Origin of the sequence: Neoactinobaculum massilliense (assembly GCF_900604955.1) — a bacterium.
Taxonomy (GTDB): Bacteria; Actinomycetota; Actinomycetes; order Actinomycetales; family Actinomycetaceae; genus Neoactinobaculum; species Neoactinobaculum massilliense.
The window spans coordinates 573,767-592,243 of record NZ_UWPE01000001.1; the positions used below are offsets into that span (position 1 = coordinate 573,767).

Consider the following 18,477-nt stretch of genomic DNA (forward strand, 5'->3'; position numbering starts at 1 on the left):
CAGCTGCGGGCGGGTGGCGTCGTCGTATCCTGGGGCGGTGGATCTTTTCGAGAACGCGGCAACAGACGAACACGGTATCCCCTCCGGTGCCCACGGACCGCTGGCGGTGCGGATGCGCCCGCGCACACTCGACGAAGTAGTGGGCCAGGATCATCTGCTGGAAACCGGTTCTCCGTTGCGGCGCCTCCTTGAACCCGATTCCTCTTCGGCGCCCACCTCCGTATTTCTCTGGGGGCCACCCGGAACCGGGAAAACCACGCTTGCCTATCTCATCGCACGGGCGGGAGAGCGAGACTTTGTGGAAATCTCGGCCGTGTCCGCCGGCGTGAAGGAAGTTCGCGGTGCTATCGGCGCGGCGCGACGCCGACTGGCCGCCACCGGTCAGCAAACGGTCCTGTTCATTGACGAGGTGCATCGATTTTCAAAAACCCAACAGGACGCCCTGCTACCCGCCGTGGAAAACGGCTGGGTGATTCTCGTGGCGGCAACCACGGAAAACCCGGCGTTTTCGGTGGTGGCGCCGCTGCTTTCGCGTTCGCTCGTGCTGACACTCAACAGCTTGGACGACGCCGCGGTGGGCGGGTTGCTGGACCGTGCGGTGACGGATGAGCGGGGACTGAATGGAGCGGTGCGGCTCGATGCAGGGGCCAAAGATAATATTGTGCGGCTCGCGGCTGGGGATGCGCGGCGTTCGCTGACCATCCTTGAGGCGGCGGCCGATGGGGCACAGCAGCGTGGCGCCGGGGTGGTGGAAGCCGAGGACGTAGCCCGGGCAGCGAACAGTGCCACCGTTCGCTATGACCGCGACGGCGATCAGCACTATCAGGTGATTTCCGCATTCATCAAATCTATTCGCGGCTCCAACGTGGATGCTGCCATGCACTACCTGGCACGCATGCTCGTGGCGGGGGAGGACCCACGTTTTATCGCTCGGCGGCTCATGATCCTGGCGGCAGAGGACGTGGGAATGGCGGACCCGTCCGCTCTCCAAACAGCCACCGCCGCGGCCCAGAGCGTGGCACTCGTTGGGATGCCGGAGGCGCGCATTATTCTCGCGGAGGCTGTGGTGCATTTGGCCACCGCTCCCAAATCAAATCGGGCTTACCTGGCGATCAATCAGGCCATAGCGGACGTCAAGGCGGGGAAAACGCCGCCCGTGCCGCTTCCACTCCGCAATGATTCCTTCAAGGGCGCCAAGGAGATGGGCTACAAGCAGGGATATCGGTACGCGCACGACTACCCGGAGGGGGTGGCGCCCATGGAGTTTATGCCCGAGGGTTTGGAGGATACCCGCTACTACGAGCCAACCCAGCGCGGATATGAGGCCAGTGTCACCAAGCGTCTGGCGCATATTCGCTCGATTCTCACGAGAGATAACTGATAGCCTATACAAGTTGCCCACAGTGGGCATCCCTGGGGTCTTAGCCGTAAGAGTTGGCCCCGCACCATTGGTGTGTACATTGACAGGAGAATATTTTGGCGAATCGTAATCGTTCCCGCCACGCCGTGCGGCAGTCCCGCGCGCTGGGCGTTGCGCTCACCCCGAAGGCCGAACGCTACATGCAGCGTCGCCCGTACCGTCCGGGTGAAAATGGCCGTGGCCGGGTAAAGGATTCGGACTACTCGGTCCGTCTGAAGGAAAAGCAGCGTCTGCGCGCACAGTACGGCATCCGCGAGGCGCAGATGCGCCGCGTGTGGGATGAAGCTCGGCGCGAAGAGGGCCTGGCCGGTGAGAACCTGGTGGAGCTGCTGGAGATGCGCCTGGATGCCCTGGTGCTTCGCGCCGGTTTTGCTCGCACCATCGCGCAGGCTCGTCAGGTGGTCTCTCACCGTCACATCCTGGTGGATGGCAAGATCGTGAACCTCCCCTCCTTCCGTGTAAAGCCGGGTCAGGTAGTGCAGGTGAAGCCCGCCTCCCAGACCTCCCCGGAGTTCCAGGTAGCGGCCCAGGGTGCGCATCGTGACGTGCTCCCGAAGGTGCCGGATTACCTCGATGTGGAGCTGGAGAAGCTGAAGTTCACGCTGGTGCGTCGCCCGAAGCGCGCGGAAGTGTCGGTGGAAGCTAACGTTCAGCTGATCGTTGAGCACTACTCCCGCTAGTTGGTGAGTACTCTTGAGAGCGCGTCCCCGCGTGGGGCGCGCTCTCTTTTGTAGAATCAGCCTCGCACACTGTGCAGGCATGCCGGAGATCCGGCGGAAACTGGAGAAAATATGCGTACAGCTGAGATTCGGAAGCGCTGGCTTGACTACTTCGCCAAGCACGGGCACCACATTGAGGAATCGGTTCCGTTGGTGTCCCCGGATCCCTCCATCCTGTTCACCATCGCCGGCATGGTGCCCTTCATTCCCTACATTATTGGGACTGAAAAGGCACCGTACTCCCGTGTTGCCTCGGTGCAGAAATGCATTCGCACGAACGATATTGAAAACGTGGGTAAGACCACGCGGCACGGCACGTTCTTCCAGATGGCCGGTAACTTTTCCTTCGGTGATTACTTTAAGGAAGAGGCTATTCCGCTGGCATTTGGACTGCTCACATCGCCGCTAGATGAGGGCGGTTACGGCCTGGACATTAATCGGCTGTGGGTCACCATTTGGGAAAAGGACCAGGTTGCCTATGACACGCTGGTAAAGACCGGCGTGGATCCCGCCCACATTGTCAAACTCACCCGCGAGGAAATCTTCTGGTCAACCGGGCAGCCCGGCCCGGCGGGCCCCTGCGCCGAAATTCACTATGATCGTGGCCCGGAATTTGGACCGGAAGCCGTGGGCGGAACGGTTGATCCGGGCGGGGATCGATACCTGGAACTGTGGAATCTGGTGTTTGATCAGTATCGCCGCGGTGAGGGCAAGGGCAAGGATTATCCGCTGCTGGGTGAGCTTGATCAGACGGCCATCGATACCGGCGCCGGGCTGGAGCGCCTCGCGTTCGTGCTGCAGGGCAAGAACAATATGTATGAGACGGACGAGGTGTTCCCGGTTATCCAGAAGACCGAGGAACTCACCGGGCGTCACTACGGTGAGAATGAGGAAGACGACGTTCGCATGCGCGTTATCGCCGATCACGTGCGTTCCTCGCTCATGCTCATCAATGACACGGTGCGTCCGGGCAACGATGGTCGAGGCTACGTGCTCCGCCGCCTTATGCGCCGCGCGGTTCGCTCCATGCGGCTCCTCGGCGTGGATAAGCCCGTCATGGGTGAACTGATCACCACATCGAAGAATGCGATGGCGGGCTCCTACCCGGAGCTGGAAACTAAGTTCGAGCAGATCTACAACGTGGCGGTCAACGAGGAGGCGGCCTTCCGCCGCACCCTGGAGACGGGCACTGAGATTTTCGATAATGCGGTGGCCACGGCGAAGCAGAATGCACACGGCGGGGCGGTGGTACTACCGGGTTCGGCGGCATTCACGCTGCATGACACCTATGGGTTCCCCATCGATCTCACCCTGGAAATGGCGCAGGAACAGGGCGTGAGCGTTGATGAGCGCGGGTTCCGTGAGCTCATGAGCGAGCAGCGTGAGCGTGCCCGCGCAGACGCCCAGGCGAAGAAGACGGGCCACGTGGACTCCCGTATTTATCATCAGATCCTGGCCGCGCAGGGCGGCCCGACGAAGTTCCTGGGTTACACAGATTTCGCGTCGGATTGCAAAGTCGTGGCACTGCTGCAGAACGGTGTAGAGGTCCCGGCGGTTACCGAACCCGGCGAGGTGGACGTGGTGCTCGATGCCACCCCGTTCTACGCGGAGATGGGCGGCCAGCTGGCCGATGAAGGCACCCTCTCCGTTGCGGGTGGCGGACTGGTGAACGTTGAGGACGTGCAGGCGCCGGTCAAGGGCCTGCACGTCCATCACGGCCGTCTGGTGGAAGGGGCCATCGCCGTGGGTGACATGGTGCACGCGGAGATCGACCGCCTGCGGCGTCAGCAGATCGCGCAGGCTCACACCTCCACGCACATGATTCACAAGGTGCTGCACGAGTACCTGGGCGAGCAGGCCACGCAGGCTGGTTCTGAGGATGCGCCCTCACGGCTCCGCTTTGATTTCCGGCACGGTGAACGGATCTCTGAGCAGACGATGAGGGACATGGAGGCGCGTGTCAACGATCGTCTGCGCGATAACCTCGCCGTTACCTGGCGTGAATACCCGATTGAGGAGGCCAAGAAGCTGGGCGCGCAGATGCTGTTCGGTGAGAAGTACGGCTCCGTGGTGCGCGTGGTGTCCATTGACGACGATTGGTCCCGCGAGTTCTGCGCTGGCACCCATGTTTCCGATACCGGGCAAATCGGCCAGATCACGATCCTGGGCGAAAGCTCCGTCGGGTCCGGCGTGCGCCGCATCGAGGCACTCGTTGGTGAGGGCGCCTACGCGCGTGGCGCCAAGGAGCGTGCCATCGTCAATACGATTTCGTCGATGATGCAGGCTCAGCCCCTTGACCTGCCGGATAGAATCTCCGGCCTCATGGCCCGTCTCAAGGACTCCGAGAAGCAGATCGCGCAGCTTCAGCGCGAGGCTCTGGCGGCCCGTGCGAGCTCGGTCCTGAGCGAGGGCCGCCGGCTCGGCAAGGCCACCTTGTACCACTTCGCAGCGGGAAACGTGGACGGGGCCGACCAGCTTCGCGACGCTGCCCAGGGCATTGCCGGGCGCGTCAGCTCGAGTGAGCCGAACGTCGTTGTCGTCACCGGTATCGCCAAGGAACGGCCCGCAATCGTGGTGGTCTCCTCGAAGGCAGCCCAGGACAGCGGCGTGCGCGCGGGCGATCTGGTCAAGCGTGCGGCCACAATCATGGGTGGCGGCGGTGGCGGCCGGCCGGATATTGCGCAGGGTGGCGGACAGGACGCTACCAAGGTGGATGCCGCGCTGGAGGCGATCGCAAAGGAACTGGACTAGTGCGAAAGGGCGTGCGGATTGGCGTGGATGTTGGCGGGGCGCGCACGGGTGTTGCCGTGAGTGACCCGGACGGCATCATGGCGACGCCGCGCGCCACCCTGCACGCGGACGGCTCGGATGTGCGGCGGGTAGCGAAATGGACACGCGAGTTAGACGCCATGGAAGTGGTGGTGGGCCTGCCTCTCAATATGGATGGCAGTGCCGGTCCATCCGCCCAGAAGGCATGGGCGTGGGCGCGGAAACTAGCCCGGAAAATCGCGCCCGTTCCCGTTCGCATGATGGATGAGCGGCTATCCACTGTTACCGCACACCAGTATCTTCGAGAATCGGGGGTGCCCTCGCGGCGCCACCGACAAGTGGTGGATCAGCAGGCCGCCGTCATTATTCTGGACACCGCTCTCGAGCAGGAGCGGTCCACCGGCGCCGCACCCGGGCGCCCACTGGAGGGAGAACTGTGAGCGACGTCTTCGACGAGTTCGGGGTGCCCAAGCATCGAGGCCACAAGAAGCGGTCCGGATGGTTCGCGCTTTGCATTGTAGCGCTGGTGGTAGTCATCATTACGGCGGCCGCCGTCATTACCGTTCCTATGGTGACGGGTGGTACCAAGATTGTCTCGGACTATGAGGGAACCGGAAGCGGAAGCGTGACCGTCACGGTCCCGGACGGCGCCACCGGCACGGAAATCGCTAATATCCTGAGCGATGAGGGCGTAGTGGCGACGCCGGGGGCTTTCATTAAGGCTTTCAATGCTGACGGTCGGTCCAGCTCCATTCAGCCGGGCACCTATACCTTGAAGAAGAAAATGTCCGCCAGTGCGGCAATCAGTGCGCTACTTGATCCGGCCAATGTGGCCACAATTAAAGTGGTGATTCCCGAGGGGTTCACGCAGTGGCAGCTCTCCGCCCGGCTCGCGAAGAAGTTCGGCGTGGAGGAATCCGCCGTGAAAAAGGCGATGGCTGATACGGACGCCATCGGCCTACCGGCGGAGGCAAACGGGAAGATCGAAGGCTGGGTGGCGCCCGCCACCTACACGTTCGAGCCTGATACCACGGTGACAGAGGCACTCAAAACCATGATTGCCAAGCGGGTGAACGCCCTGAAGTCCCAGGGCGTGGCCCAGGACCAGTGGGAATCGGTGCTTATCAAGGCCTCGATTGTGGAGCGCGAGGTGGCCACCCAGGATGAATATGCGAAGGTGGCGCGTGTCATCGAGAATCGGCTCTCGGATACGACCGGAGAGGTGGCCGGCCGGCTCCAGATGGACTCGACGGTGCTCTACGGCGCGGGGAAGACGGGCGGGGTTCCCACGGCTGCCGAACTCAAGGCTGATACCGCCTATAACACCTACGTACACGCGGGCTTGCCGCCCACACCGATCGGGATGCCCGGGGAGGCGGCCATTGCGGCCGTGCTCGCGCCGGCCCGCGGGGATTGGCTTTATTTCACCACCGTTAATCTCACCACCGGAGAAACGAAGTTCACGGCCGACTACGCCGAGCAGCAGAAGTTCCAGCAGGAATTCCGGGACTGGCTGAAGGCGAATCCGGATGCGGTGAGCAGCGGATCCTAGTAGTGGCGGCGCTTGCGGCGGACCTGTGGATAGATTCGGTGGGGGAGTAACCGGTCAGCATACGCTCGCCCCATGTGGACGAAAGAACGAATTCTGCGCGGGCTCACCACACCGCCGCGGGCGCTGGTAGCAGGTCTGGGCGTGTGCCTGGTCATGTGGCTGGCGGCACTGTACGTGGTGTAGGCGATGCGTCCCTTGATACGGCGTTTGCGCTCTGGGCCGCAATCGGATGTCTACCGGCTGGTGTACTTGTCCTTGCCGGCGCGGTGGATGCATATCGGCACCTACTTCCTGATCCGCTCCTCGTCATAGCGGGTGTGAGCGGCGCCCTGGTTGCCGCGTTGGAGGGCCGATGGATCTCGTTCGCGCTCGCTCCGGCGCTGGTGGTGTGCATAGGGGTGCTGGGGAAACTCACTGCCGTGGGATTCGGGGATGCGAAGCTGTGCGGCGTCGTGGGCCTGTGGCTACCGCCGGGCGCTGCGGGCGTGGCGCTGGTGGGTGGCATCGTTGCGGCCGGGTTGGCGGCGATCGGCGGCCTGCTGCTACGCTTCATCGGTTGGCATACCCAGGTGGCGCTCGGGCCGTGGATAGTGACCGCGACCTTAGGAGTGTGGCTTGCCACTGCCGTTCGGAGCGGTGTGCCGGCGTGTATTCTTGGGTGGGTATAAAGCGAAAGGAACCAACGTGGCAACAACGAACGACCTCAAGAATGGCATGGTGCTGGTGATGGATAACAACCTCTGGCAGGTTGTGGAATTCCAGCACGTGAAGCCGGGTAAGGGGCCCGCGTTCGTGCGCACGAAGCTCAAGAATGTCATGACCGGCAAGACGGTGGACCGCACGCTCAACGCAGGTGTGAAGGTGGAGACCGCTACCGTCGATCATTCGGACATGCAGTACCTCTATAACGATGGCACTGACTACGTGTTCATGGACAAGGAAACCTTCGAGCAGCTGCCCATCTCCCCGGAGGTAATTGGCGATGCCAAGCACTTCCTGCTGGAGAATCAGGATGTGTCGGTCGCTTCCAACGAGGGTCAGGTGCTGTTCGTGGAGCTGCCGGCCAGCGTGGAACTCACCGTGACCTATACGGAGCCGGGCATCCAGGGTGACCGTTCCAATGCGGGCACAAAGCCGGCAACGCTCGAGACGGGCTACGAGATCCAGGTGCCGCTCTTCATCAACGAGGGCGATCGCGTCAAGGTGGATACCCGCTCCGGCGACTACATTTCTCGCGTCTAATGGCCAAGCGAAAGAAGACTGCCCGCACCACGCAGCGGCACCGCGCACTGGACGTCCTTTTTGAGGCGGACGAACGCGGATTGCTGGACGGTGATGACCTGCGCGTGCTCCTCTCGGAGCGCCGTGAGGTCTCCACCGCCCAGGTGCCCATCGGCGATTTTGGTGCGGAGATTGTAGAAACGGTCGCGGAAAACGGCGACAACATCGACACCATGATTGAGGCCGCTTCCGAAGGCTGGGCGCTGGATCGCATGAACGCGGTAGACCGGTCCATTCTTCGCGGCGGCTCAGCGGAACTTATGTTCATGGGAACACCGCGCTCAGCTGTGGTGACGGAGTGGGCCAGCCTGGCGCGCGAATTCTCCACGGACAAGTCTGTTGGCTTCGTCATGGGCGTTCTCAACCGTGTTGATGATTTGCGCCGCCGCGAGCTCGGATTGGCGCCGGTTGGCGGTGGCCGGTCCGCGGGTGCAGCGGACACGCGGGAGCATTCCGCGGAGGACGCCCTTCTTGCGGCCGCCCGGAATGGTGACGTGGAGATTGTCAGCTCAGATAAGGAAGCTGGCGATACGGCGGAGGCTGATCACGAATAGTACGGCCCACGTGACCGGAGGTTCCTAACCCATATGGCCGAAGTTCGGATTCCGGCCAAATAGGCGATCCAACTCCCGGCGTTCCTTCTTTGTGGGCCGTCCGGCGCCCCTATCGCGGCGCGGTAGGGGCAGATAGATATCCGGTCGAGGTGGCGTGAGATCTGTGTAGCACTGACGCGCTTCGGTGGCGCCCACGCGTTTGGATATTTCGCGCTCCACTTTGAGGATTCGATCGAAGCCCCTCACACGGTAGCGAACCGTATCGCCCACTCGCACGGGTGAGGACGGCTTCACGGGTTCATCGTTAATGCGCACGTGCCCGGCCTTTACTTCGTTCGTGGCCAACGTGCGTGATTTGGTTTGCCGCACGCTCCACAGCCACACATCAATCCGGACCATGGCGACAGCCTAGCCGGTACCCGCGTGGGCTGCGCGGGCGGTTTCGTCACTGAACACTCAGTGACATAGGGCGCCTTCCGGCTCTGCTGGCCAGGTTCGCGCGTTCGCCTGTGGCATGATATTGCGCATGACACCCAGAATCTTTGTCCTTGCCGGTCCCTCCGGCGTAGGGAAAGGCACCATAACAGCAGAACTTTTAAAGCGGACGGATCGGGTGTGGCTCTCGGTGTCCGCCACCACGCGGCGCCCTCGACCGGGTGAGGTGGACGGAAAATCCTATTATTTTGTGGACGACGCCGAATTTGATCGCCTGGTAGAAACGGGCGCGATGCTTGAGTGGGCAGTGGTACACGGTACTCATCGGTACGGGACTCCGCGTGCAGCGGTAGAGAAGGCATTGAAACGCGGCCAGGTACCACTGCTGGAGATCGACGTGGCGGGCGCTCGCCAGGTGCGCATCAGCGAGCCGGAGGCATACCAGATCTTCCTACGGCCGCCGTCATGGCAGGAACTTGAGCACAGACTACGGGGCCGGCATACGGAGTCCGATGCCGAAATCGAAGTGCGGCTTGCCACGGCGCGGCGCGAAATGGCGGCGGAAGGGGAATTTGACGCCGTCGTCGTCAATGACTCCGTGTCACGTGCCACGGACGAAGTGCTCCACATTATGGGGCTGGATAGATAGAATAGGTTTTTGCTGCGGCGTAGCGTGGCGAACATAGAAGGGATGTGCATGTTCGGAACTTCTCCGGAACCCGAAGGAATTACCAATCCTCCCATTGATGAGCTCCTGAAGAAAATCGGTTCGAAGTATGAGCTGTCGGTGCTCGCTTCCCAGCGTGCACGCCAAATTGTTGAATATCGCCAGGAAATGGCGCGCGGTGACGGCAATGTGGTTCACTATGGCCCGCTGGTACCGGCGGATCCGGATGAGAAGCCGCTCTCCATTGCGCTGCGCGAAATTGCTGCTGGCAAGTTGGAGTGGACGGTCGGTTCGCACGGCGCACTGAGTCCGGAAGAGGCTCAGGCGGCGGAGCGCGCCGAAGATGTCGAGGCGCCTGCTACTGCTGTTCCTGCACCTGCGGAAGCCGAGTCGGTTGTTAACGCGGCCCAGGATGCTGAACGTGATGCCACCGACAGCGATGCCGCAGGCGTCAGCGACGAACCGGCCGCGGACAGCGCGGCGGCGGATAGCGCAGCAGAGGGCAGCGTAGCTGAGTAAACAGCGTGCCATTGGGGATCGCCACGGCGGTCCCCTTTATTTTTAGGGAGAGATCATGAGTTTGCGGCAGCCATTCACCTCGGAATCCGTCACGGAGGGACACCCCGATAAGGTATGTGACCTCATTGCAGACTCCATTTTGGATGCGCTGCTGGCGCAGGACCCGCATTCGCGGGTGGCGGTGGAAACCATGGTCACCACGGGGCTGGTGCACGTAGCGGGCGAGGTTAGCACAGAGGCCTACGTGGAAATTCCCGCACTGGTGCGGGATACCGTCCGGTCGATCGGATATAACACCCCGGACGTGGGCTTCGACGGTTCCTCGTGCGGCGTCGTCCTTTCGATTGGGCAGCAGTCGCCGGACATCGCCGGAGGAGTCGATCATTCCCTTGAGCAGCGCGAAGGGCGAGCGGCAGACCGCTATGCGACGCAGGGCGCCGGCGATCAGGGCCTTATGTTCGGTTACGCCACCAATGAGACCCTTACGCTCATGCCGGCCCCAATCTTTCTGGCGCATCGTTTCGCGGAACGGCTAGCGCAGGTACGGAAGTCCGGGATAATTGCGGGCTTGCGTCCCGATGGGAAAACGCAGGTGACCATCGGGTACGACGGCGACCGCCCGGCGTCGTTGGATACCGTCGTGGTATCTACGCAGCACGCACCGGAGGTGGAGCTCGGCTGGCTGGAGGGCGAGGTACGGGCCAAAGTTATTTATCCCGTGTTGGAGGAGTCTGGATTGGCCCTCGATACGAGCGCGTTTACGCTATTGGTGAACCCGTCGGGACGGTTTGTACTGGGCGGACCCATGGGCGATTCCGGCGTGACAGGGCGCAAGATCATCGTCGATACATACGGTGGCATGGCTCGCCACGGCGGTGGTGCGTTCTCGGGTAAGGATCCATCCAAGGTGGATCGGAGTGCCTCCTACGCGGCTCGTTGGGTGGCGAAAAACGTGGTGGCAGCTGGGCTGGCCAAGCGTTGCGAGGTACAAATCGCGTACGCAATCGGCAGAGCCACACCCGTATCCGTACGTGTGGAAACGTTTGGCACTGAAACGCAGCCGGTGGATCGTATCCAGAATGCCGTGACCAAGGTGTTTGATTTGCGCCCGGCGGCGATTATTGACGAGCTGGATCTGCTCTGGCCCATCTATGCAAAAACGGCGAATTACGGTCATTTCGGGCGTGAGCTACCCGAGTTTACTTGGGAGCGGACCAACCGTACGGAGGAATTGCTGCGGGCACTTTAAAACACTGACAAGTATCGGCGCGCTGGTGTCTCGAGCTACGCGAGTATGCGGAGGAGAGACGCCGAGGTGTCGGAGCGGCGCGCTAGGCTCGCCACATGAATCGGATTGAAGGACTGGGTGAAATCCCGGAGCTTGGGGAGCAGGGTGCCCTCTTACCCGTGCCCGAGTCCTCGCTGCCCGTCCGCGCCAGCGTGCCGGAGCCGGTGGCGCATGTGCAGGTCATGCTGGCGCAGCCGCACCTGGACCATATTTTCGATTTCCTCATCCCGGAAAAATACGCGGAGGTGGCCCAGCCCGGCGTGCGGGTGGAGGTGATGGTGGGGCCACGGAAAACCAACGGCTTTATCGTGGCACGAGATTCCGTCACGCACTCGGCGGCCAAGCTGAGGCCACTACGGCGGGTGGTTTCGGCGGAGCCGGCATTAGCCCGCTCCACCTGGGAACTTGCGCAGGAGGTATCGCGGCGCTGGGCGTGTTCCATTCCGGACGTACTGCGCTTGGCCGTGCCGGCGCGTCATGCCCGGGCAGAAAAAATGGTGACGGAAGCCGCGGCTCACGCGACGCCGGAGGAATCAGTGGAAAGAGCCGCTGCGGCGGGAAAAGGAGACGCACTCGAATACGAGGCATTCGCCAGTTACCGGGGCGGCCTCGCCTACCTGGAAGCCGTGGCCGAGGGCCGTCACCCGCGGGGTGTCCTTGCCGCGTTGCCGGGTACCCTCGGCACGCGAGCTCTCGTCCGAGAGGCCGTGCAAACAGCGCGGGCGGCCGGTCGAGGCGTCATTGTGATTGTTCCTACCACGCGGGAGGCACGGTCGTTTGCCTCCCTGCTGGGTGATGATCGTGGCGAACCAGTTGCGCTCATGGTGAGCGAATCCTCCGCTGAAGAGCGCTACGGTACCTACCTGCGGGTACTTCGTGGAACGCGGCACATTGTGGTGGGCACGCGGTCGGCGATGTGGGCGCCGGTCGCCAATCTTGGTCTTGCTATCGTCATAGATGACGCCGTCCCACTTCTGCGCGAAGTGCGGGCTCCCTACGCACATGCTCGTGACGTGCTAGATCTGCGCGCGCGCCGGGAGGGGGCCGCATTCCTGGTGGTGGCACCGTATGTCAGTGAAGAGGCGGCACAGCTGGTGACGGAAGGCGCCGTTCTTATCGACGCGAATGAACCCGCACGGCGCGCTGCTTTACCCCGCGTGAGTACGCCGGATCAGTGGCGCGGAGGAATGCGGGACGTTCATCGGCTACCCTCCGCCGCGTTCACCATCATTCGCGGGGGGCTCCAGCGTGGTCCGGTGCTCGTAACAGTGCCGCGTAGCGGGTACCTGCCGCTCATGGCATGCGCCACGTGCGGTCGGGAGGCCCGGTGCTCTCAGTGCGGTGGCGAACTAGCCATCAGTCGACACGGGGAGGCGCCGCGCTGCACCCGGTGCGGGGCAGTGGAGCGCATGTTCAGGTGCCCTAATTGTCAGGGCGGGCGCATCCGTGCCGTCCGAGTGGGTTCCCAGCGAACAGGGGAGGAGGTGGCCCGCGCCTTTCCCGGTGTGGGCGTGGTGATCTCCTCCGCCGGAGGAGCAGACGGCATTACGGCGGGCGTGGACGCCACACCGAGAATCGTGGTGGCCACGCCCGGTGCCGAGCCACTCGCCGAGGGCGGGTACGCCGCCAGCGTCATACTCGACGCACAGTTGCTTGCGGGGCGCGGTCTTGATGGCGAAACGGAGCAGGTGCGGAAGATCGCCCGTGTTGTGGCACGAACTCGAGATGCCCGCCATGGCGGACAGGTGCTCATTGCCGGAAGCGTGCCCGCCACCGTGGTGCGGGCGCTAGCCACCTGGAGCCATGGGGAGCGAGCTGCGGCGAGCCTGCGGGATCGAGCCTCGTTACGTCTCCCGCCTGTCGCCACGTGGGTGGGGGTTTCGGGGGCTCGCGCGGATGTTCGGGCATACCTCGGTGTGCTCAGGCAGGAACTCCGCAGCCAGCAGGGGGACGTGTCACGCGATGCCACCGGAACCGAACCTGCGGGGCCGGTGGATGCGCTGCTTGCCGGCGGTATCCACATGATTGCGGCGGGTGTTGAGGTGCTCGGCCCGGTCCCTGCTCCCCGTGAAGGGGAAGTAACCATGCAATTGCGCACCGAGCATAGCGATGCGCTTCGGCTCACTCGCGCTGCTCGGCGTGCCTACCGCGAATACGCGGGAACAGGCATGGGGGACCCACTTCGAATCGAGCGGGATCCGCCCATGTAGAATGCCGGGGTGAGAATCCTATTTGCTGGTACTCCAGCCGTGGCCGTTCCGTCCTTAAAACAACTTGTTCAGGACGGTTTCGATGTGGCAGCCGTACTCACGCGCGCACCGGCGCCGGTGGGGCGTAAGCGGGTGCTGACGGCGTCGCCCGTACAGCAGGCTGCCGAAGAACTGGGCATTCCCGTACTCACCCCGCGTAGCCTCCGCAAGGACCCGAAAATTGCTGCGCAGATTCGTGATTTGGCGCCGGAGGCAATAGCCGTGGTGGCGTACGGCCTCATCATCCCGGCTGCACTCCTGGACGTCCCCACCCACGGCTGGATCAACCTGCACTTCTCGTTGCTGCCGCGTTGGCGAGGCGCAGCCCCGGTTAACTACGCCCTCGCAGCCGGCGACCATGAAACCGGCGCGGCCACCTTCCGCATCGAGGCGGGCCTGGATACCGGACCCGTATTTGAACAGATCCGCGAACCCATTTCTGATACGGATACGGCCGGGGATCTCTTGGAACGGCTCGCTAAACGTGGAGCGCCCATGCTGTCCCACACCCTCACCGCACTCTCGGCGGGTACCGCGACCCCCACACCCCAACAGGGCACTATCACTACGGCACCGCAGTTTGACTCGTCATGGGCACGCATCGATTGGACGCGGCCGGCCCCGGAAGTGTCCGCGCGTATCCGCGCCGTTTCCCCGGTGCCAGGAGCCTGGACACTACTTCATGGGCAGCGCTTCAAGGTGGGGCCCATCACCGTCGTCGAACAATCGGGACGTACGCTCGTGCCGGGCGAAATTAGTGATGATGGCACCGTGGGTACCGGAACACTGCCGGTGAAGCTTGGCCGCGTGGCGCCGGCCGGCAAACAGCATATGGATGCCGCAGATTGGCTGCGTGGTGCTCATCTTCAGTCCGCCACGCGATTCGAGGAGGAGAAGTAATGGCCTGGGTGCCCCGTCACCAGAAGTCGGATCCCGCACGTCGGGTGGCCTTTAACGTGATCCGTGCCGTCCACGAGGACGACGCCTACGCGAACCTGGCGCTGCCGCCGGCGATTGATCGTGCCTGGTTGAACAAGCGCGATGCGGCTTTTGCTACCTCCCTCACCTACGGCACGCTGCGCCTCGAGGGCCGAATGGATGCCATTATTGCCCGGGCGAGTGCGGATCGAAGCATCGATCAGATTGATGCGCCCGTTCTTGACCTGCTACGGCTCGGTGTGTACCAACTGGTGGAACTCGGCACGCCTCCGCACGCGGCCATTAATGAGACGGTGGCCCTCACCCGAAACGAGCTGGGACAGGGGACGGCCGGTTTCGTTAACGCTGTGCTGCGTCGCGTATCGGAACGCGGTAACTGGGAGGAAATTCTTCGTCGTTCCGCGGCAAGCGAAGCCCAATTCCTCTCCGCATGGTATTCGCACCCGCGCTGGATCGTGGATGCCTATGCCCGCACGCTCGAGGCATGCGGCAGGAAAAACGCGGTCGAGCCCATACTCGAGGCGAACAATAGCCCCGCCAAGGTGGCGCTGGTGCCGCGTGGCCTCACGCCGGAGGCGCTTCGCGACCGTGTGGAACGCGCCAAGATGACAGCGGATGCGCCGGCGCTGGTTCCGAGTGCGGTACTACTGGATTCGGGGAATCCGGCCCGCCTGTGGCCGGTGCAGGATGGTACTGCGGGGGTTGAGGACGAGGGCTCTCAACTCATCGCCCGCATGTTCGTGGCGGCGTCGATCACCGATGAGTCAGGCAGGCCACTTGAGGGAGCGGGTGGCGATAGCCGGTGGCTGGACATGTGCGCGGGTCCGGGCGGTAAAACCGCCACGATCGCGGCCGTTGCCGCTCAGCGCGGTGCCACCGTATTCGCCAATGAACCGCAGCCACATCGCTTGGACCTGGTGGAGGATGCCGTGGCGCCGTGGACGGACAATGTGGCTTTCCGCGAGGGAGACGGCCGCGAGATCGGTGCCGAGGAACCAAATGCCTATGACCGTGTGCTAGTGGATGCGCCGTGTTCCGGGCTGGGGGCGCTCCGGCGTCGCCCGGAAGCACGGTGGCGCAAGGACCCGGCGGATCTCGCGGAGCTTGCGGCACTGCAGGGGGAGTTGCTTGATTCCGCCTATCGCGCCGTGCGTCCGGGTGGCCTGCTCTACTACACCACGTGCACACCAACACTGGAGGAGACGCGGGACGTCATCTCAGCATTTCTCGAGCGAACCCCCGGCGCAAGCCTGGGGGATGCGCGCGCGGAAGCGGATGCAATAACGCTTCATCCCGTGGGCGGTTGGGATAAGACGGTCCAGCTCTGGCCGGATACGGACGGTAGCGACGCCATGTTCATTGCGCGCATACTCAAAGCCGCCTAGCGTGGGCGAACGCCGCATACCACTCCGCGGGTGGATGACGCCGCATAGATCGGTGTGGAACTGAAAGTCTGCTTGGCGCACGGTGAGCGAAGCGCGGGCGATAGGCTTACCGCATGAGTATTCTTATCTCCCCCTCCGTCCTTAATTGCGATTTCGGCCATTTCGCTGCCGAACTGGACAAAATTAAGGACGCGGACTGGGTCCATGTGGACATTATGGACAACCACTTTGTGCCAAATCTTGCGCTGGGCATGCCCGTGTTTGAAGCGGCCGCAAAGTATGCGGCAAGCCCACTTGATGCGCATCTCATGATTGAGGATCCTGACACGTGGGCGCCTTCCTATGCGGAGGCCGGCGCGGCATCGGTTACCTTCCACGTGGAGGCCGCGAAGGCCCCGATCCGTCTGGCGCGCGAACTACACGCGAAGGGCGTGCGCGTGGGCCTGGGTCTGCGTCCGGCCACGGATATCACCGCATACGCAGATATTCTGGGCGAATTTGATCAGATCCTCGTGATGACGGTTGAGCCTGGCTTTGGGGGACAGAAGTTCCTCTCCTCAATGCTTCCCAAGATTCGTCGCACACGGAAGCTTATTGAGGCGGCTGGGCTGGAAACCTGGATTCAGGTGGATGGCGGTATTTCCCAGGCCACCATTGCGAGTGCGGCGGAGGCCGGCGCGAATAATTTTGTGGCCGGTTCGGCGGTTTTCAAGGCGGCGGATGCGGCCGCGGAGATCGGGGCGCTACGAAGCCTCGCCACGGAGCATTCGGCGCACTAGTATGGCCTCAGTGCTCCGGGGTCAGTGAAACTCTGAGCCGGCGGTATAGTCCGCGACCCGTGTAAGCGGTGGATCGGGTGGAATTCCCGAACCGACGGTTAAAGTCCGGATGGGAGGCGCACTTAGGCTCGCATTCGGCGTGCCGCTCCCTCGTTCCCCGGTGCGGGGAGAGGTTGAATGAAGTTGCGGCGTTGGGCACCGGCATTTTTCTTGGGTGTGGCCCTCATTCTGCTGTGGTGGGCGCTGACCGCCAGCGGCACCATTGCGGCCGGTATAGTGCCTAATCCGGTTGATGTTGTGCGCCGCATTGGCACCAGTTTTTCTGCCGGTTACATGCTCCCGGCCATGCTCACCACGCTGGGTGAGGCGGCGGCGGGTTGCGTGATTGCCGCCGTCGTCGGTATTCCGGTGGGTTACGGGCTGGCAAAATCCCCCCTCTTTTCTCGCCTTGTGGAGCCCTATGTGGCGGTCTCCCAGGCGGTTCCGGCTGTGGCCGTAGCCCCGCTCCTGGTGATATGGATCGGCTACGGTTTCGCTCCGATTACTGTGCTCTGCGCCATCATGGTTATTTTCCCGGTTATTGTCTCCACCTCCGTGGGTGTGCGCGGAATTGACCACGACGTGCTCGGTGCGGCACGGCTGGATGGCGCCTCCGGATGGCGGATGGCGCGTTCCATGGAAATTCCGCTGGCCGCACCCCACGTCCTCGCAGGCCTGCGCACCGGTTTTACGCTCTCGATTACGGGCGCCGTTGTGGGCGAAATGGTGATCGGGGGCAGCGGCCTGGGCATGCAACTCACCACCGCGCAGGGAGGCGCGGACGTGACGGGCATGTTCGCCGTCATCATTCTTATGGCCGTGCTGGCGGCCATAATCTATGCGCTCGCCCTGATGGTAGAGCGCTCGATATCGCGAAAGGTTGGGGTCGATGTTGCGTAGATTGGTGGCCGGGATTGCCGGCTTGTTACTGGTACTTGCGGGATGCTCGGGGGAGAACGGGACGGCGTCGTCCGCCTCAGCGAGCGATGGCACCCCGCTGACGATTGGGCTTACCTACGTTCCCGATATTCAGTTTTCTCCGTTCTACGTGGCGGAGCAGAAGGGCTACTTCGCCGACGAGGGCCTGAACGTGACGCTGCGTCACCACGGCGCCCAGGAGTCGCTGTTGGGCGCGCTGGGTTCGGGCGAAGAGGGTGTGGTAGTTGCCGGCGGCGACGAAATGATGGTGGGACGTTCCCAGAATATTAACGTGGTGGATTGGGGCACCCTGTACCAGACGTATCCGGTGAGTCTCATCGTCCCCAAGGACTCTTCGATCATTTCGGTGGCGGACCTAGCCGGAAAAACGGTGGGCGTGCCGGGCACATACGGCGAAACCTACTACGCACTGAAGGCCGCCCTCACAGAGGCGGGGCTTAACGACAAGGTGAACGTACAGACCATCGGTTATACCCAGCAAGCGGCGCTGACTACTAAGAAGGTGGACGCCGTCGTCGGTTTCATTAATTCCGACGCCGTATCCATCGAGCGTGCCGGCACTCCCGTGCGTACCATCGAGTTGGTTCAGGGCGGTGTACCGCTGGTTGGTGCGGGGCTCGGCTCGCTGGAGCCTAACGTGAAGACGCACCGTGACACCTATGCGGCGGTGCTACGCGCCCTGCGTCACGCTGTCGAATTTATGACGTCCCATCCGGAGGAAACCGTTAAAATCACGCAGCGCTACGTCCCCTCGCTCGCGGAGGCGGACAATGCGGCGCAGGCGCGGGCCGTGCTGGATGCCACGCTCAGACTGTATGGAAACGCGGATCAGTTGGGTGCGCAGAATGCGGACACGTGGGCACAGCAGGCTTCATTCCTTGAAGGGGAATTCCTCGAGAAGCCGGTAGCGGCCCAGGACGCATTCGTTGATCTCACGAAGTAG

18 protein-coding genes and 1 riboswitch are annotated in these 18,477 nt (G+C 62.9%); of the genes, 17 read left to right on the forward strand and 1 reads right to left on the reverse strand.

Features of this window, described 5'->3' with window-relative positions:
• The first annotated feature begins 37 nt into the window (after positions 1-37).
• The 8 genes from EIH27_RS02555 to nusB all read left to right on the forward strand — a co-directional run bounded on the left by EIH27_RS02555 (position 38) and on the right by nusB (position 8,295).
• Positions 38-1,381 carry a replication-associated recombination protein A gene (locus EIH27_RS02555; protein ID WP_124039409.1) on the forward strand — a complete coding sequence of 448 codons (1,344 nt, stop codon included), beginning with the start codon at positions 38-40 and terminating at the stop codon, positions 1,379-1,381.
• Between the two features lie 95 nt (positions 1,382-1,476).
• Positions 1,477-2,100: a 30S ribosomal protein S4 gene (gene rpsD / locus EIH27_RS02560; RefSeq protein ID WP_124039410.1), complete on the forward strand. Its 624-nt coding sequence runs from the start codon at positions 1,477-1,479 to the stop codon at positions 2,098-2,100.
• A gap of 111 nt (positions 2,101-2,211) precedes the next feature.
• On the forward strand, positions 2,212-4,890 hold the full coding sequence (gene alaS / locus EIH27_RS02565) for an alanine--tRNA ligase (protein WP_124039411.1): 2,679 nt from the start codon (positions 2,212-2,214) through the stop codon (positions 4,888-4,890).
• A complete protein-coding gene (gene ruvX, locus EIH27_RS02570) occupies positions 4,890-5,348 on the forward strand; it encodes a Holliday junction resolvase RuvX (protein ID WP_124039412.1) in 459 nt (152 codons plus the stop codon). Before alaS ends, ruvX begins: the two co-directional genes overlap by 1 nt.
• Positions 5,345-6,460 (forward strand): endolytic transglycosylase MltG, encoded by a 1,116-nt coding sequence (gene mltG, locus EIH27_RS02575; RefSeq protein WP_124039413.1) that lies wholly within the window; start codon positions 5,345-5,347, stop codon positions 6,458-6,460. Before ruvX ends, mltG begins: the two co-directional genes overlap by 4 nt.
• A 143-nt stretch (positions 6,461-6,603) precedes the next feature.
• Complete coding sequence (locus EIH27_RS02580; RefSeq protein WP_206424864.1) at positions 6,604-7,128, forward strand: prepilin peptidase; 525 nt, start codon at positions 6,604-6,606, stop codon at positions 7,126-7,128.
• A gap of 16 nt (positions 7,129-7,144) precedes the next feature.
• A complete protein-coding gene (efp, locus tag EIH27_RS02585) occupies positions 7,145-7,702 on the forward strand; it encodes an elongation factor P (protein WP_124039415.1) in 558 nt (185 codons plus the stop codon).
• Entirely contained in the window at positions 7,702-8,295 is a 594-nt protein-coding gene (nusB, locus tag EIH27_RS02590; RefSeq protein ID WP_124039416.1) for a transcription antitermination factor NusB, read from the forward strand. The genes efp and nusB overlap by 1 nt, the downstream gene beginning before the upstream one ends.
• A gap of 24 nt (positions 8,296-8,319) precedes the next feature.
• Here the strand turns inward: nusB and EIH27_RS02595 are convergent, their stop codons facing one another.
• Positions 8,320-8,694 carry an RNA-binding S4 domain-containing protein gene (locus EIH27_RS02595; protein WP_124039417.1) on the reverse strand — a complete coding sequence of 125 codons (375 nt, stop codon included), beginning with the start codon at positions 8,692-8,694 and terminating at the stop codon, positions 8,320-8,322.
• A gap of 127 nt (positions 8,695-8,821) precedes the next feature.
• Here EIH27_RS02595 and gmk point away from each other — a divergent pair, with 127 nt between their 5' ends.
• The 9 genes from gmk to EIH27_RS02640 all read left to right on the forward strand — a co-directional run bounded on the left by gmk (position 8,822) and on the right by EIH27_RS02640 (position 18,477).
• Positions 8,822-9,379, forward strand: coding sequence for a guanylate kinase (gene gmk, locus EIH27_RS02600; protein ID WP_241152939.1), 558 nt, complete (start codon positions 8,822-8,824; stop codon positions 9,377-9,379).
• A 48-nt stretch (positions 9,380-9,427) separates the two neighbouring features.
• Positions 9,428-9,916 carry a DNA-directed RNA polymerase subunit omega gene (gene rpoZ / locus EIH27_RS02605; RefSeq protein ID WP_124039419.1) on the forward strand — a complete coding sequence of 163 codons (489 nt, stop codon included), beginning with the start codon at positions 9,428-9,430 and terminating at the stop codon, positions 9,914-9,916.
• A gap of 55 nt (positions 9,917-9,971) precedes the next feature.
• Positions 9,972-11,165, forward strand: coding sequence for a methionine adenosyltransferase (gene metK / locus EIH27_RS02610; RefSeq protein WP_124039420.1), 1,194 nt, complete (start codon positions 9,972-9,974; stop codon positions 11,163-11,165).
• A 95-nt stretch (positions 11,166-11,260) separates the two neighbouring features.
• Positions 11,261-13,414: a primosomal protein N' family DNA-binding protein gene (locus tag EIH27_RS02615; protein WP_124039421.1), complete on the forward strand. Its 2,154-nt coding sequence runs from the start codon at positions 11,261-11,263 to the stop codon at positions 13,412-13,414.
• A gap of 9 nt (positions 13,415-13,423) precedes the next feature.
• Positions 13,424-14,353, forward strand: a complete 930-nt coding sequence (gene fmt / locus EIH27_RS02620; RefSeq protein WP_124039422.1) for a methionyl-tRNA formyltransferase — start codon at positions 13,424-13,426, stop codon at positions 14,351-14,353.
• Positions 14,353-15,777 (forward strand): transcription antitermination factor NusB, encoded by a 1,425-nt coding sequence (locus EIH27_RS02625; RefSeq protein WP_124039423.1) that lies wholly within the window; start codon positions 14,353-14,355, stop codon positions 15,775-15,777. The genes fmt and EIH27_RS02625 overlap by 1 nt, the downstream gene beginning before the upstream one ends.
• Before the next feature lie 113 nt (positions 15,778-15,890).
• Positions 15,891-16,556 carry a ribulose-phosphate 3-epimerase gene (gene rpe / locus EIH27_RS02630; RefSeq protein ID WP_124039424.1) on the forward strand — a complete coding sequence of 222 codons (666 nt, stop codon included), beginning with the start codon at positions 15,891-15,893 and terminating at the stop codon, positions 16,554-16,556.
• Between the two features lie 7 nt (positions 16,557-16,563).
• Positions 16,564-16,681, forward strand: a riboswitch (FMN riboswitch).
• Between the two features lie 52 nt (positions 16,682-16,733).
• Positions 16,734-17,495, forward strand: coding sequence for an ABC transporter permease (locus EIH27_RS02635; protein ID WP_124039425.1), 762 nt, complete (start codon positions 16,734-16,736; stop codon positions 17,493-17,495).
• Positions 17,485-18,477 (forward strand): ABC transporter substrate-binding protein, encoded by a 993-nt coding sequence (locus EIH27_RS02640; protein WP_164461581.1) that lies wholly within the window; start codon positions 17,485-17,487, stop codon positions 18,475-18,477. Before EIH27_RS02635 ends, EIH27_RS02640 begins: the two co-directional genes overlap by 11 nt.

Coding starts and splice junctions, on each gene's coding strand:
- EIH27_RS02595 (WP_124039417.1), bottom strand. CDS start 8,694: ATGGTCCGGATTGATGTGTGGCTGTGGAGCGTGCGGCAAACCAAATCA.
- EIH27_RS02615 (WP_124039421.1), top strand. CDS start 11,261: ATGAATCGGATTGAAGGACTGGGTGAAATCCCGGAGCTTGGGGAGCAG.
- EIH27_RS02640 (WP_164461581.1), top strand. CDS start 17,485: ATGTTGCGTAGATTGGTGGCCGGGATTGCCGGCTTGTTACTGGTACTT.
- EIH27_RS02635 (WP_124039425.1), top strand. CDS start 16,734: ATGAAGTTGCGGCGTTGGGCACCGGCATTTTTCTTGGGTGTGGCCCTC.
- nusB (WP_124039416.1), top strand. CDS start 7,702: ATGGCCAAGCGAAAGAAGACTGCCCGCACCACGCAGCGGCACCGCGCA.
- EIH27_RS02625 (WP_124039423.1), top strand. CDS start 14,353: ATGGCCTGGGTGCCCCGTCACCAGAAGTCGGATCCCGCACGTCGGGTG.
- gmk (WP_241152939.1), top strand. CDS start 8,822: ATGACACCCAGAATCTTTGTCCTTGCCGGTCCCTCCGGCGTAGGGAAA.
- rpoZ (WP_124039419.1), top strand. CDS start 9,428: ATGTTCGGAACTTCTCCGGAACCCGAAGGAATTACCAATCCTCCCATT.
- rpe (WP_124039424.1), top strand. CDS start 15,891: ATGAGTATTCTTATCTCCCCCTCCGTCCTTAATTGCGATTTCGGCCAT.
- alaS (WP_124039411.1), top strand. CDS start 2,212: ATGCGTACAGCTGAGATTCGGAAGCGCTGGCTTGACTACTTCGCCAAG.
- metK (WP_124039420.1), top strand. CDS start 9,972: ATGAGTTTGCGGCAGCCATTCACCTCGGAATCCGTCACGGAGGGACAC.